14 protein-coding genes are annotated in these 13,602 nt (G+C 58.1%); 2 read left to right on the forward strand and 12 right to left on the reverse strand.

Annotated elements, in window-relative coordinates:
• Nucleotides 1-29: 29 nt before the first annotated feature.
• The 9 genes from truD to cysG form a co-directional block, all read right to left on the reverse strand.
• Nucleotides 30-1,070: a tRNA pseudouridine(13) synthase TruD gene (truD, locus tag IBT54_RS20090; protein WP_201252814.1), complete on the reverse strand. Its 1,041-nt coding sequence runs from the start codon at nt 1,068-1,070 to the stop codon at nt 30-32.
• Nucleotides 1,067-1,549: a 2-C-methyl-D-erythritol 2,4-cyclodiphosphate synthase gene (gene ispF, locus IBT54_RS20095; RefSeq protein ID WP_008927107.1), complete on the reverse strand. Its 483-nt coding sequence runs from the start codon at nt 1,547-1,549 to the stop codon at nt 1,067-1,069. The genes truD and ispF overlap by 4 nt, the downstream gene beginning before the upstream one ends.
• Nucleotides 1,549-2,265, reverse strand: coding sequence for a 2-C-methyl-D-erythritol 4-phosphate cytidylyltransferase (gene ispD / locus IBT54_RS20100; protein WP_033783964.1), 717 nt, complete (start codon nt 2,263-2,265; stop codon nt 1,549-1,551). The genes ispF and ispD overlap by 1 nt, the downstream gene beginning before the upstream one ends.
• Before the next feature lie 3 nt (nt 2,266-2,268).
• Nucleotides 2,269-2,586, reverse strand: coding sequence for a cell division protein FtsB (ftsB, locus tag IBT54_RS20105; RefSeq protein WP_013358867.1), 318 nt, complete (start codon nt 2,584-2,586; stop codon nt 2,269-2,271).
• Nucleotides 2,587-2,754: 168 nt separating this feature from the next.
• Nucleotides 2,755-3,075: a DUF3561 family protein gene (locus IBT54_RS20110; protein ID WP_013358868.1), complete on the reverse strand. Its 321-nt coding sequence runs from the start codon at nt 3,073-3,075 to the stop codon at nt 2,755-2,757.
• Nucleotides 3,076-3,127: 52 nt separating this feature from the next.
• Nucleotides 3,128-3,733 carry an adenylyl-sulfate kinase gene (gene cysC, locus IBT54_RS20115; protein ID WP_013358869.1) on the reverse strand — a complete coding sequence of 202 codons (606 nt, stop codon included), beginning with the start codon at nt 3,731-3,733 and terminating at the stop codon, nt 3,128-3,130.
• Complete coding sequence (gene cysN / locus IBT54_RS20120) at nt 3,733-5,160, reverse strand: sulfate adenylyltransferase subunit CysN (RefSeq protein ID WP_033783965.1); 1,428 nt, start codon at nt 5,158-5,160, stop codon at nt 3,733-3,735. The genes cysC and cysN overlap by 1 nt, the downstream gene beginning before the upstream one ends.
• A gap of 11 nt (nt 5,161-5,171) precedes the next feature.
• Nucleotides 5,172-6,080 carry a sulfate adenylyltransferase subunit CysD gene (cysD, locus tag IBT54_RS20125; protein WP_013358871.1) on the reverse strand — a complete coding sequence of 303 codons (909 nt, stop codon included), beginning with the start codon at nt 6,078-6,080 and terminating at the stop codon, nt 5,172-5,174.
• Nucleotides 6,081-6,089: 9 nt separating this feature from the next.
• Nucleotides 6,090-7,505, reverse strand: coding sequence for a siroheme synthase CysG (cysG, locus tag IBT54_RS20130; protein ID WP_013358872.1), 1,416 nt, complete (start codon nt 7,503-7,505; stop codon nt 6,090-6,092).
• A gap of 365 nt (nt 7,506-7,870) precedes the next feature.
• Between cysG and IBT54_RS20135 the strand changes: the two genes are divergently transcribed.
• Both IBT54_RS20135 and IBT54_RS20140 read left to right on the forward strand, forming a co-directional pair.
• Nucleotides 7,871-8,884, forward strand: a complete 1,014-nt coding sequence (locus IBT54_RS20135; RefSeq protein WP_201252815.1) for an aminopeptidase — start codon at nt 7,871-7,873, stop codon at nt 8,882-8,884.
• Between the two features lie 9 nt (nt 8,885-8,893).
• Entirely contained in the window at nt 8,894-9,178 is a 285-nt protein-coding gene (locus IBT54_RS20140) for a YciI family protein (protein ID WP_201252816.1), read from the forward strand.
• A gap of 60 nt (nt 9,179-9,238) precedes the next feature.
• Here the strand turns inward: IBT54_RS20140 and IBT54_RS20145 are convergent, their stop codons facing one another.
• Genes IBT54_RS20145 through cysJ form a run of 3 tightly spaced genes read right to left on the reverse strand, consistent with a single transcriptional unit; the run spans nt 9,239 to nt 13,502 of the window.
• Complete coding sequence (locus tag IBT54_RS20145) at nt 9,239-9,973, reverse strand: phosphoadenylyl-sulfate reductase (RefSeq protein ID WP_201252817.1); 735 nt, start codon at nt 9,971-9,973, stop codon at nt 9,239-9,241.
• Nucleotides 9,970-11,691: an assimilatory sulfite reductase (NADPH) hemoprotein subunit gene (cysI, locus tag IBT54_RS20150; protein ID WP_013358876.1), complete on the reverse strand. Its 1,722-nt coding sequence runs from the start codon at nt 11,689-11,691 to the stop codon at nt 9,970-9,972. Before cysI ends, IBT54_RS20145 begins: the two co-directional genes overlap by 4 nt.
• The gene (gene cysJ, locus IBT54_RS20155) at nt 11,691-13,502 is read right to left on the reverse strand and encodes an NADPH-dependent assimilatory sulfite reductase flavoprotein subunit (RefSeq protein ID WP_201252818.1); all 1,812 of its coding nucleotides are present in this window, start codon (nt 13,500-13,502) and stop codon (nt 11,691-11,693) included. Before cysJ ends, cysI begins: the two co-directional genes overlap by 1 nt.
• Nucleotides 13,503-13,602 lie beyond the last annotated feature (100 nt).

Consider the following 13,602-nt stretch of genomic DNA (forward strand, 5'->3'; position numbering starts at 1 on the left):
CCACAAGTCGGGTCATGTTGCAGCGAAGATTACTCATCAGGCTGATCGGGCGAATCCGTTTGAGTCAGCAGCTCCCGGACCACGCTGGTGGCAAAGCTGCCCGCAGGCAGCCAGAACGACAGTTCCAGCGTGACGTCATCCCACCAGCCCCACTGCATATCGCGCGGCACCACCAGCATAGCGCGGCGGGCAGCATCGACCTTCTCACGTTCGATCAATCCCAGCAGCAGCGACTCATCCGCCAGCGCCTGCTGTTCAAAGGCCAGCGCGTCAGCCTGCGGGCCAGGCTGGCCGCGTCCCGGCAGCGGCGCGGTAATGCGCAGCTCATGCTGTTCAACCCGGCGCTGTGACTCTGCCAGTTCATCAGGCTGGGCGACAAACCAGCTGCCACGGCCAGTCAGCTGCAAAGCATCGCCGTTGAGCACCTGCGTCAGGCTGCTCTGCTGTTGCAGACGCGCGCTGGTCACCTGATTAAACAGCGCACTGCGTGCAGCAGAGAGCATCAGGCTGCGCTTGTTGCGGTCGCGAATGATAATTTCATTGCGTGCCCACTTCTCTGCCATCACCAGGTTATTGCCGCCGCGACCAAAACGCTGTTCACCAAAATAGTTGGGCACTCCCGCATCGCGAACCTGCACCAGACGCGTTTCAACCGCATCGCGGTCGCTGATCTGGCGGATAACCAGCCGGAATGCATTCCCCGCCAGTGCGCCGATGCGCAGCTTACGCTTGTGGCGCACCACCTGCAGAATGTCGACGCCCTCAAGCGAAAAACCGCGCAGATCGGGCATCGCATTACCTGGCAGACGAAAACAGAGAGTCTGCTCCGTGACCGCATGGCGGTCTTTCATCCCGGCATAGCTCATGTCGCGCTGATGAATACCAAGATACTTAGCCAGCGCCTCCGCCACAAAGCGGGTATTGGCCCCGACTTTGCGGATGCGCACCAGTAAGTGCTCACCTTCCCCATCCGCGCCATACCCGAGGTCTTCCACCACCACGAAATCTTCCGGGTTGGCTTTGATCACGCCGACGGCTGTGGGCGTGCCGTGCAGGTAATTCAGCGTCATTGGCTGTCAGCTTTCAGGACTAATGCGACCGCTTCACAGGCGATCCCTTCGCCGCGCCCGGTAAAGCCGAGCTTCTCGGTGGTGGTCGCTTTGACGTTGACTGCATCCATGTGGCAGCCTAAGTCTTCTGCAATGTTGATACGCATCTGTGGCACGTGCGGCAGCATTTTCGGTGCCTGAGCAATAATCGTGACGTCGACATTACCGATACGATAGCCTTTGGCTTCGATACGACGCCAGGCCTCACGCAGCAGGCCGCGGCTGTCCGCCCCTTTAAAGGCCGGATCGGTGTCGGGAAACAGCTTGCCGATATCGCCCATCGCTACTGCGCCCAGCAGCGCGTCAGTCAGCGCATGCAGCGCCACATCGCCATCCGAATGGGCGATAAAACCGTGTTCAAACGGGATCCGCACACCGCCAATCACTAACGGACCTTCTCCGCCAAAGGCGTGAACGTCAAAACCGTGACCGATACGCATCATGCGCTCTCCTTTAATTGAATCTGACTCAGATAAAAAGCCGCCAGCGCCAGATCTTCTGGCCGGGTGACTTTGATGTTATCACTGCGTCCGCTGACTAACAGCGGATGGTAGCCGCAATACTCCAGCGCCGAGGCTTCATCGGTGATGGTCGCGCCTTCTGTCAGCGCCCGCGTCAGGCAGGCGGTAAGCAGCGCATGAGGGAAAAATTGCGGCGTTAAGGCGTGCCAGAGATCGTCACGTTCTACGGTATGGGCTACTGCCGCTTTGCCCGGCTCGCCCCGCTTCATGGTGTCACGCACGGGCGCAGCCAGAATTCCGCCTACGTGGCTCTGTTCGCGCACGTTGAGCAGTTGCTGGAGATCGTCGGGATGCAGACAGGGACGCGCAGCGTCATGCACCAGCACCCAGGCGGAACCCTGTGCGGCCTGCAGTCCGGCCAGCACCGATTCGGCACGGGTTTCTCCGCCTGTCACCCTGAGCACACGCGGATCGCGCGCCAGCGGCAGGGAAGCAAAGTGCTCGTCATCGGGGCTGAGGGCAACAATCACCTGTCTGATGGCGGGATGGGAAAACAGACGTGCAATGCTGTGTTCCAGAAGGGTGTGCTGACCAATTGTCAGATACTGCTTCGGACAGGTTGCCTGCATGCGGCTGCCAATCCCGGCAGCGGGCACCACGGCAATCACATCCGCAAGGGAGGCCAGAGTGTTCATGTTTTATCGTTGTTGGTTTTGCGCTGCTTGTTGCGCGTTGCGTTTGTTCTGGTCAGGCACCAGACGATAGAAAGTCTCACCAGGCTTAATCATGCCCAGTTCATTGCGTGCACGCTCCTCTATCGCTTCCGAGCCACCATTGAGGTCGTCAATTTCGGCAAACAGCTGATCGTTTCGCGATTTCAGTTTGGCATTGTTTGCCTGTTGCACCGCGACATCATCATTGACACGCGTATAGTCATGGATGCCATTTTTCCCCAGCCACAATGAATATTGCAGCCAGCCTAGCAGCACCAATAACAGTAACGTCAGTTTTCCCATCCCGCCCCCTAAAAACGGCCCAATCATCCCATAACTTTGCACAGGACTCCACACCAGCGGCGAAAATGGCATGCTTTGCTGCGCGTATGCGTAATGAGTCCCGATTCTGGCGGGAAAAGATTTGTAACCTGCCGATGCGTTTGCACATCAGCACGGGCGCAGTGATGGCTACCAGCCGGAGAGAAAGGAGAACATTAACCAGAAGAGCGTGACCACCATAATCACAGTGGCGAGCGCGGCCCAGAGCCACTGTCCGCTCAGCAGCGTATTCAGTGCAATACCCGTAACCACAGCGACCGGCAACAACGCCAGAAAGAATGGCCAGGTATAGAGAAAGAAAAACAGCGTGTTAGAGCCGAACAGCAGGAAAGGGATCGCCAGCGCACACCCGTAAGCAAGAAAACCGATAACGCCGCCCGGCAGCAGTGAGCGTGGCTCATCCGGGGCGGAGTCATCTTTACGGGCGAGCATTGGGGTAATGTTCTGCATAGGCATCCTGTTGGCGCGAGGGCGGCAGATCAGACGATCTGCCGATGTCTCTTCAGGATCTGATGATATCGCGGTCGCGCAGCAGATCTAACAATTGGGCGGCCAGTTTTGTAACCAATTGTTCGCCATCCAGCTGGATTTCCGGGCTGTCTGGCGCCTCATAGACGCTGTCGATGCCGGTGAAATTACGCAGCTCACCGGCGCGCGCTTTGCGATATAACCCTTTCGGATCGCGCGCTTCACACACGGCTAATGGCGTATCGACAAACACCTCAATAAACTGCCCTGGCTCCAGCAGGTCGCGCACCATCTGACGCTCGGCGCGATGCGGCGAAATAAAGGCGGTAAGCACCACGAGTCCGGCATCCACCATCAGTTTCGCCACTTCACCGACCCGGCGGATGTTTTCCTTGCGGTCATCATCGCTGAAGCCGAGGTCACGACAGAGGCCGTGGCGCACATTGTCACCATCCAGCAGATAGGTGCTGACACCGATGCGGTGCAGCGCCTGCTCCAGCGCACCTGCGACGGTGGATTTCCCCGAGCCCGAAAGCCCGGTGAACCACAGCACCACGCCCTGATGGCCGTGCTGCTGCTCGCGAGAAGCGCGTGTTACCGGATGGTCATGCCACACCACGTTGTCATCGTGCTGCGCCATTATTGACCGCCCAGCAGGTCGCGCGCGTTCCAGTGTGGGAAGTGACGACGCACCAGCGCATTCAGTTCCAGCTCAAACGCGCTGAATTCACCACTGTTAACCGGCGCATCATGATTTGGCTGATGGATCATACCGGCACCCACGGTGACGTTGCTCAGGCGATCGATAAAGATCATGCCGCCGGTTACCGGATTCTGCTGATAGCTGTCGAGCACCATCGGTTCGTCAAAGGTGATCTCAATGCGACCAATACCGTTCAGCGGCAGCGAATCGACCTGACGTGTCTCCAGCGAGTTGATCTCAACCTGATGCAGCACCTTCTCAACGCGACCACGGGTTTTCTTTCCGGCGATTTTCAGATCATAGCTCTGACCGGCCTGGAGCGGCTGTTCCGCCATCCAGACCACATCAACACTGGCAGACTGCACCGCCGACAGCGCTTCGCTGGCATCGACCAGCAAATCGCCACGGCTGATATCAATCTCATCCTGCAGCACCAGGGTGATCGCTTCACCTGCACCCGCTTCCTGCAGATCGCCATCAAAGGTGACAATGCGGGCAATCGTCGACTCCACGCCAGACGGCAGCACTTTTACGCGCTGGCCGACCTGCACGCTGCCTGACGCCAGGGTACCGGCATAGCCACGGAAATCCAGGTTCGGGCGGTTGACATACTGCACCGGGAAACGCATCGGCTGATGATCGACAACGCGCTTCAGCTCCACGGTTTCCAGCACATCCAGCAGGGTCGGGCCGCTGTACCACGGCATAGTCTGGCTGGCAGAGGCGACGTTATCCCCTTCCAGCGCTGACATCGGCACAAAGCGGATATCAAGGTCTTCCGGCAGTTGGGCAGCAAAGTCGAGGTAATCCTGTTTGATCTGCTCGAAGCGTGTCTGCTCGTACTCCACCAGATCCATCTTGTTGATCGCCACCACCAGGTGCTTGATGCCCAGCAGCGTCGAGATAAAGCTGTGACGGCGGGTCTGATCCAGGACGCCCTTACGCGCATCGATCAGCAGGATCGCCAGATCGCAGGTTGACGCGCCGGTCGCCATGTTGCGGGTGTACTGCTCATGTCCCGGCGTATCCGCAATAATGAATTTACGCTTTTCGGTCGAGAAGTAGCGGTAGGCCACATCAATAGTAATGCCCTGCTCACGTTCCGCCTGCAGGCCATCCACCAGCAGCGCCAGATCGAGCTTCTCGCCCTGGGTGCCGTGACGTTTGCTGTCGTTGTGCAGTGATGAAAGCTGATCTTCATAGATCTGACGGGTGTCGTGCAGCAGACGACCAATCAGGGTACTTTTTCCGTCATCAACGCTGCCGCAGGTCAGAAAACGCAGCAGGCTCTTATGCTGTTGAGCGGTCAGCCAGGCTTCAACGCCGCCCTGGTCGGCAATCTGTTGTGCAATTACGGTATTCATCTGGCGTCTCCTTAGAAATAACCCTGGCGTTTTTTCAGTTCCATCGAACCGGACTGATCGCGATCGATCATGCGGCCCTGACGCTCGCTGGTGGTGGAGACCAGCATCTCTTCGATGATCTCCGGCAGCGTCTGCGCTTCGGACTCTACCGCACCGGTCAGCGGCCAGCAGCCGAGCGTACGGAAACGGACCATCCGCTGGGTGATCTCTTCACCCGGCTGCAGGTTAATGCGATCGTCATCGATCATCATCAGCATACCATCACGCTCCAGCACCGGACGCGGCGCGGCGAGATAGAGCGGCACGATCTCGATGTTTTCCAGGAAGATGTACTGCCAGATATCCAGTTCAGTCCAGTTCGACAGCGGGAAGACGCGGATGCTTTCGCCCTTGTTGATCTGGCCGTTGTAGTTATGCCACAGCTCAGGACGCTGGTTTTTCGGATCCCAGCGGTGGAAGCGGTCACGGAAGGAGTAAATACGCTCTTTGGCGCGTGACTTCTCTTCATCACGACGTGCGCCGCCAAAGGCCGCATCGAAACCATATTTGTTCAGCGCCTGCTTCAGCCCTTCGGTCTTCATGATGTCAGTGTGTTTGGCACTGCCGTGGACAAAGGGGTTAATCCCCATCGCCACGCCTTCCGGGTTGCGGTGAACCAGCAACTCTGCGCCCATCGCTTTCACGGTGCGGTCGCGGAACGCGTACATTTCACGGAATTTCCAGCCGGTATCCACATGCAGCAGTGGGAACGGCAGCGTGCCCGGGTAAAAGGCTTTACGCGCCAGATGCAGCATCACCGAGGAGTCCTTGCCGATGGAATACATCATCACCGGATTGCTGAACTCCGCCGCCACTTCGCGAATGATGTGGATACTCTCCGCCTCCAGCTGACGCAGATGAGTGAGTCGTTTTTGGTCCATGATTTTCCCTCAAGCCAGATTGACAACGGCGGACTCGCGAGTCCCCTGCTGTGCTGAATGTTTAAACCAGGCGAGTTGCCCGTGCAGATTAACCACCTCTCCGATCACCAGCAGCGCCGGAGTAGGTGCCGAGGCGGCCAGCGCCTCAAGTTGTTCTAAGGTGCCGGTCAGCACCTGTTGATCCTGACGGGTGCCACGACTGATCACCGCCACTGGCGTTGATGGCGCGCGACCGTGCTGAATCAGCGCCGCGCTGATAGCAGCCGCCTTAACCGTGCCCATGTAGATCGCCAGCGTCTGACGCGCGCGCGCCAGCGATGGCCAGTCGATATCATCGCCATCGGGACGGCAGTGACCGGTAATAAACATCACGCTCTGCGCGTAATCGCGATGGGTCAGCGGAATCCCGGCATAGGCCGTCGCACCAGCAGCCGCGGTCACGCCCGGCACCACCTGGAACGGCACGCCCGCCTGCTGTGCCGCCTGCAGCTCTTCGCCGCCGCGGCCAAAGATAAAGGGATCGCCACCCTTGAGGCGGACAACGCGCTTACCTTTCAGCGCCAGTGAAACCAGCAACTGATTAATCTCTTCCTGCGGTAACGTATGCGCGCTGGCGCGTTTACCGACGCAGATGCGGTCGGCGTCGCGACGCACCAGGTCCAGCACCTCTTCGCTGACCAGATGGTCGTAGAGCACCACATCAGCTAACTGCATTACCTGCAGGCCACGCAACGTCAGCAGGCCGCTGTCGCCCGGCCCGGCACCGACCAGAAAGATCTCGCCCTGACGGGTTGGCTCTTCCAGCAGTTCACGATCCAGCGTGCGCTTCGCCTCTTCGACGTTACCAGCTGACATCTGACTGGCGAACAGACCGTCGAAGGCCCGCTCCCAGAAACGCCGACGATCGGACATGCGGCTGAAGCGCTGTTTGACCTTATCGCGCCAGAGTCCGGCTACCTCCGCCATCTGACCAAGACTGGCAGGCAGCAGCGTTTCGATTTTTTCGCGCAACATGCGTGCCAGCACCGGCGCGGTGCCGCTGGAGGAGATCGCCACTACCAGCGGTGAGCGGTCAACAATCGACGGGAAGATAAAGGTGCATTTGGGCTGGTCGTCGACCACGTTAACCAGCTTATGCCGCGCGTTTGCGGCTTCAAAAACCTGGGTGTTGAGATGGTTATCGTCGGTGGCAGCAATCACCAGGAAAACGCCATCCAGCTGGGACGGATCAAATTCGGTCGCCACCCACTCCAGCTCCTGCTTATCCAGCAGTGCCTGCAGTTCCGGGCAGAGTTCACGAGAGGCGATCTGAACGCGCGCGCGCGCGCGACGCAGCAGTTCAATTTTTCGCGCCGCAATATCTCCACCGCCGACAACCAGAACCGGGCGGCCAGAGAGATCGGCAAAAAGAGGCAAATAGTCCACGTTAACCCTGATGATTTAACTTTGTATTAACGCGACTATACGTCGCTGAGTTTATCCAGATGAAATTACGAATTGGAATGAGTAGTTACCGAATGGAATAACGACACCGCAAAGCGCAGAACAATTTGATCTTAACAGATGAAATTTAATGGCTTTTTCGTGAACAGGCTCACACATTCCAGTCCGCGCCTGCGCCCGCAAAAGCAGATAAGTGCCAGCGATAAATGTGCGTGGGTACTTTCCCACTCAGCAGCGCCCGATTCCGCTAACCAGCTCGCAGAACAAAAGGGGTATAATGCGCGCGGCATGAGCAGGCCTGGCCCGCATGCCTGTTAGCTCCCGGATAATGTAAAAAAGGATGCACTATGTTTTATTCCCTCCGCCTGAGGGTCGCGACAGTTTTGTTGAGCGCACTCATTTCCCCGCTGGCCCTGGCCGCGCCAGCGGGTCAGTTTGCCGAACAGCAGGTCCGGCACATCGCCACTTATTTTCCTGGTCGCATGAGTGGTAGTCCGGCTGAGTTGATGGCCGCTGACTATCTGCAACAGCAATTTACCGCGCTGGGGTATAAAACCGATACCCGCCAGTTCAACACCGGCTATAAGTGGCAGGAAGATGACGGCACGCAGCGCTGGCATAAGCTCACGGCCACCTCGGTGATTGCTGCGCGCGCCGGCAGCGTGCCGCAGGAGATTCTGATCGTGGCACATCTGGATACCTGGACGCCGCAGAACAGCAGCCAGGTCCATCATAATCTGGGTGGCTTACGTCTGCAGGGCGTCGACGATAATGCGTCGGGTCTTGGCGTGATGCTGGAGCTGGCGCAGCAGCTGAGTCGTAAACCGCTGCACTACGGCATCCGCTTTGTGGCACTCAGCGCCGGAGAAACCGACCTGCACGGCATGGATGATTACGTTGAGCGGATGAGCACGCGTGAAAAGAAGAACACGCTGCTGGTCATCGATCTCAATAGCCTGATCACCGGCGATCATCTCTATTTCAACAGCGGCATGAACACGCCCCGGGCAGTGCGCAAGCAGACCAGCGATCGCGCGCTGCTACTGGCCCGTCAGCAGGGCATTCCCGCTGCCAGTCATCAGCTGACTCGCAAAGACTTCAACGGTCTGAATGCCTTCGACAGGGCGGGCTTTCCGCTGCTCGATGTGACCGCCAGCAACTGGACGCTGGGGAATAAAGATGGCGCATTACAGCGTCATCGCAGCCACCACTTTCCGGATGGCGTGACCCGTCATCAGACTGACCTGGATAATCTGAGCTATCTCGACCGCTGGCTGCCGGGCCAGATAGCCCTGCGAACCCGCGACAGCGTCCGCGTGCTGCTGCCGCTGATCAGCGAACTGACCAATCCTAAAGTGTGAGGATCTGACATGTACGTAGTTTTTCTGAATTATGTTCGTCCGGTAGAAGAGGTTGAAGCGCTGCTGGCAGGCCATATCGACTGGCTCGATCGCTATTTTGATGCGGGCTTTTTTATTGCCGCGGGACGTAAAGACCCACGCACGGGCGGCATGTTGCTGGTCAGGGAGATGGAACGTGAAAAGCTGGATGCGATATTAGCGGAAGATCCGTTTGTTGCCGTGGCGGAGTATGAGGTGACGAAGGTGAATGTGACGCGCGAAACGGAGGCGTTTGCCGGATTAAAAGGCGTTTAGCTTCCTGACTGACTCTGGCGAAGCACTTCTCTCCCCCTCGCGGGGGAGAGAAGAACGTCATCAGCCTTCGTGCAGACCACACTCACGCTTGAGACCGAAGAAGCGTGTCTCTTCTTCTGCCATACCCGGCTCCCATTTGCGGGTGGTATGGGTATCACCTACTGAAAGATAGCCTTCATCCCACAGCGGATGGTACTTCAGCTTGTGCTGTTCCAGGTACTGATGAATCTGGCGGTTATCCCAGTCAATAATCGGCAGCAGCTTAAAGACGCCACGCTGCACGCCCAGCACCGGCAAATTTGCCCGGCTGCCGGACTGGTCACGGCGCAGGCCGGCAAACCAGGTCTGAGCACCCAGGGTTTCGATAGCCCGGTTCATCGGCTCGACTTTATTGATCTCGTTATATTTCTCAATCCCATCGACGCCCTGCTCCCACAGCTTGCCGTAGCGCGCTTCCTGCCAGGCCGGTGAGGTTTCGGCGCGGAACACTTTGAGGTTGAGATTGAGCTGGTCCGCCAGCTCATCAATAAAACGATAGGTCTCCGGGAACAGATAGCCGGTGTCGGTGAGGATCACCGGAATATCGGGCTGCTGACGCGTCACCAGATGCAGCGACACCGCCGCCTGAATACCGAAACTGGAGGAGAGCACGTAGGCGCCCGGTAAATTCTCCAGCGCCCAGCTGACCCGCTCTTCTGCTGATGACTTTTCCAGCTGTGCATTGGTCGCGGCCAGCGCCATCGCACGCTGGACTTTGGACATCTCATTCAGTGCTGCGAGGTCGGGCTGACTCATTTTGCTTCCTCCCAGAAGTCGCGTGCCGGGTCCAGCACCGGCGCAACAATGCCTGCGCGGATGGTGAAGTCACCAAAGCCTTCAGCGGCCTGGCGCTCGGTGGCCCAGCGTCCCACCAGCTCATCAATGGTGGCGAGAATTTCGCTTTCGTTAATGTTTTCACGGTACATACGGGGAATACGCGTTCCGCTGCGGTTTCCGCCCAGATGCAGGTTGTAGCGGCCTGGCGCTTTACCCACCAGACCCAGCTCAGCCAGCATGGCACGGCCGCAACCGTTCGGACAACCGGTAACGCGTAACACTATGTGCTCATCACCAACGCCATGCGCGTGCATGATGCCCTCAACTTTGGTCACAAACGCGGGCAGGAAGCGTTCGGCTTCTGCCATCGCCAGCGGACAGGTCGGGAACGCAACGCAGGCCATGGAGTTTTCGCGCTGTGGCGTCACATGATCCATCAGACCATGTTCGCGGGCGATCGCTTCAATCTGCGCTTTTTCGCTTTCCGGCACGCCCGCCACAATCAGGTTCTGGTTGGCAGTCAGGCGGAAGTCGCCCTGATGGATTTTCGCAATTTCCGCGATACCGCTTTTCAGCGGTCGGCCCGGATAGTCGAGCAGGCGGCCATTTTCAATAAACAGCGTGAGGTGCCATTTGTTGTCGATGCCTTTGATCCAGCCAATGCGATCGCCACGGGTGGTGAACTCATAGGGACGGATCGGCTCAAACGTCAGGCCAGCGCGTTTTTCGACTTCCGCTTTAAAGGTCTCGACGCCAACACGCTCAAGGGTGTATTTGGTTTTGGCGTTTTTACGATCAGTACGGTTACCCCAGTCACGCTGCGTCGTCACGACCGCCTCGGCAACATCAAGGATCTTCTCAACCGGGAAGTAACCAAATTCGCTGGCGGTACGCGCGTAAGTCGCTTTGTTACCGTGCTCAATCGACAGGCCGCCACCCACCAGCAGGTTGAAGCCCACCAGCTTGCCATTCTCGGCGACGGCGACAAAGTTCAGATCGTTGGCGTGTAGATCCACATCGTTGTGCGGCGGGATCACCACGGTAGTTTTGAATTTACGCGGCAGATAGGTTTCACCGAGAATCGGCTCTTCGTCTGTTGTCGCGACTTTTTCTTTATCCCACCAGATTTCTGCATAGGCACGGGTGCGCGGCAGCAGATGCTCGGAGAGCTTCTTCGCCCACTCATACGCTTCCTGATGCAGTTCCGACTCAACCGGGTTCGACGTACAGAGCACGTTACGGTTGACGTCGTTGGCGGTCGCCAGCGCATCCAGCCCCACTTCATGCAGCATCTGATGCGTCGGCTTGACGTTCTTCTTCAGAATACCGTGAAACTGGAAGGTCTGACGGTTGGTCAGACGGATGCTGCCATAAATGGTTTTATCGGTGGCAAATTTGTCGATGGCCAGCCACTGCGTCGGCGTGATGATCCCGCCCGGCAGTCGGCAGCGCAGCATCATGGCGTGGCGCGGTTCCAGCTTCTGCTCGGCACGTTCGGCACGAATGTCGCGATCGTCCTGCTGGTACATGCCGTGAAAACGGATCAGCAGGAAGTTATCGCCGGTAAAGCCGCCGGTCAGACCCTCTTCCAGATCTTCTTTGATGGTGCCGCGCAGATAGTTGCTCTGCTTCTTCAGACGCTCAGCGTCTGCTAATTTGCCTTCTACAACCAGCGGTCCAGGGTGTTTATCGCTCATTAGTAAACGTCTCGCTGATAACGGCGCTCAATGCGCAGCTCACTTAAAAATTCGTCGGCCGTTTCACGATCCATTCCGCCGTGTTCGACCACCACATCCAGCAGGGCCTGCTCGACGTCTTTTGCCATACGATTCGCGTCGCCACAGACATACAGATGCGCGCCCTCTTCAATCCAGCGCCAGACTTCAGCCCCTTTCGCGCGGATCTTATCCTGTACGTAAATCTTCTCTGCCTGATCGCGTGACCAGGCGAGATCGATATGGGTCAGCAGGCCATCCTTCACATATTTCTGCCACTCCACCTGATAGAGGAAATCGTCGGTGAAGTGCGGATTACCAAAGAATAGCCAGTTTTTGCCGCTGGCACCGTCGTTGTCGCGCTGCTGCATAAAGGCGCGGAACGGCGCGATGCCGGTACCCGGGCCAATCATGATCACCGGCGCGTCCGGATTAGCCGGCAGGCGGAAATTATCGTTGTGCTCAATGAAGACACGGACTTCGCCCTCTTCTTCAATGCGATCGGCCAGCCAGGTCGATGCACCGCCGCCGCGCTGGCGACCTTCAATATCGAAGCGCACTGCACCCACGGTGATGTGCACTTCGGTGTCGGTTTCGGCCTGCGAAGAGGCGATAGAATAGAGTCGCGGCGTCAGCGGTCGCAGCAGGCCGGTCAGCTGTTCTGCCGTGAGTTCAGCCGGAGCCAGACGCACCATATCCACAATCGGATAGTTCTGCGCATAGTGCTGCAACCGGGCTTTATCATCCACCAGCGACAGCAGCTCCGCATTACGGGACAGCTGGGCGTACTGCGCGACGATCTGCGCCGTGTTCACCGTCAGCTCGAAATGCTTTTGCAGCGCCTCCGCCAGCGGCAGGGTTTTGCCCTGAATCTCTACCGGCTCCTCGCCTTTCAGCCAGACCAGCTCCAGCAGTTCACTGACCAGCGCCGCGTCATTTTCATACCAGACGCCCAGCGCATCGCCAGGCTGGTAGCGCAGACCGGAGTCGCCCAGATCGATTTCGATATGGCGCACATCTTTGTCTGAGTCACGTCCGGTAATTTTCTGATTCACCGCCAGACTGGCGCTGAGTGGAGACTCTTTGCTGTAGGGGCTGGTGGTCACTTCGTTGACGCTGCCTGCCGCTGTCGCCGCAGCCTGCGCCGGGGATTCGGTCGGCACGCGCTGTTTCAGAATGTCGGTCAGCGCACTGCGCCAGGCCGAAGCCTGCTCTGCGTACTCGACATCCGCATCAACGCGATCCAGCAGGCGTTCGCCGCCCAGCTCAGCCAGACGATTGTCAAAATCTTTGCCCGCCTGACTGAAGAATTCATAAGAGGTGTCGCCCAGGCCAAACACCGCAAAGGCCGCACCCTCCATTTTCGGTGCCTTCTTCGACATCAGGAATTTATGCAGCGCTACCGCCTCTTCCGGCGGCTCGCCTTCGCCCTGAGTAGAGGTTACGACCACCAGCATTTTTTCCTGGCCAATCTGCTTAAACTTGTAATCACCGGCATTCACCAGGTTTACATTCAGCTTCGCGGCCAGCAGGTCATCACGCAGCTGCTCAGCCAGACGACGGGCATTGCCGGTCTGGGAAGCAGAAAGCAGGGTAATAACCGGCGTTTCAGCGGCGGGCGCGGACGGTGCGCTGCTGGCGACGGCGCTACCCGGCGTCTGCTCTACCCGGCCCCAGAAATAGCCTGACAGCCACGCCAGTTGAGTCGGGGAATAATCTGTCGTCGCCGCCTGTAAGCGGGCGAGTTGTTCCGGGGAGAGCGGAAGCAGTGAACCAGGTGCCTGAGTCGTCATCGCGTTAAAAATTCCAGTATCAGAAGTCCGGACCGTAAAGTGGCGGAAGAGTGCGTAGGTTACCGGGCTGTATATTAACGATTAAATACGCCTTCGACAT

The organism is Pantoea sp. S62, assembly GCF_016658625.1.
In the GTDB taxonomy this organism is placed as follows: Bacteria; Pseudomonadota; Gammaproteobacteria; order Enterobacterales; family Enterobacteriaceae; genus Pantoea; species Pantoea vagans.

Coding starts and splice junctions, on each gene's coding strand:
- cysC (WP_013358869.1), bottom strand. CDS start 3,733: ATGGCGCAGCACGATGACAACGTGGTGTGGCATGACCATCCGGTAACA.
- cysJ (WP_201252818.1), bottom strand. CDS start 13,502: ATGACGACTCAGGCACCTGGTTCACTGCTTCCGCTCTCCCCGGAACAA.
- truD (WP_201252814.1), bottom strand. CDS start 1,070: ATGACGCTGAATTACCTGCACGGCACGCCCACAGCCGTCGGCGTGATC.
- cysI (WP_013358876.1), bottom strand. CDS start 11,691: ATGAGCGATAAACACCCTGGACCGCTGGTTGTAGAAGGCAAATTAGCA.
- IBT54_RS20110 (WP_013358868.1), bottom strand. CDS start 3,075: ATGCAGAACATTACCCCAATGCTCGCCCGTAAAGATGACTCCGCCCCG.
- ftsB (WP_013358867.1), bottom strand. CDS start 2,586: ATGGGAAAACTGACGTTACTGTTATTGGTGCTGCTAGGCTGGCTGCAA.
- IBT54_RS20140 (WP_201252816.1), top strand. CDS start 8,894: ATGTACGTAGTTTTTCTGAATTATGTTCGTCCGGTAGAAGAGGTTGAA.
- IBT54_RS20135 (WP_201252815.1), top strand. CDS start 7,871: ATGTTTTATTCCCTCCGCCTGAGGGTCGCGACAGTTTTGTTGAGCGCA.
- ispF (WP_008927107.1), bottom strand. CDS start 1,549: ATGCGTATCGGTCACGGTTTTGACGTTCACGCCTTTGGCGGAGAAGGT.
- cysD (WP_013358871.1), bottom strand. CDS start 6,080: ATGGACCAAAAACGACTCACTCATCTGCGTCAGCTGGAGGCGGAGAGT.
- IBT54_RS20145 (WP_201252817.1), bottom strand. CDS start 9,973: ATGAGTCAGCCCGACCTCGCAGCACTGAATGAGATGTCCAAAGTCCAG.
- ispD (WP_033783964.1), bottom strand. CDS start 2,265: ATGAACACTCTGGCCTCCCTTGCGGATGTGATTGCCGTGGTGCCCGCT.
- cysN (WP_033783965.1), bottom strand. CDS start 5,160: ATGAATACCGTAATTGCACAACAGATTGCCGACCAGGGCGGCGTTGAA.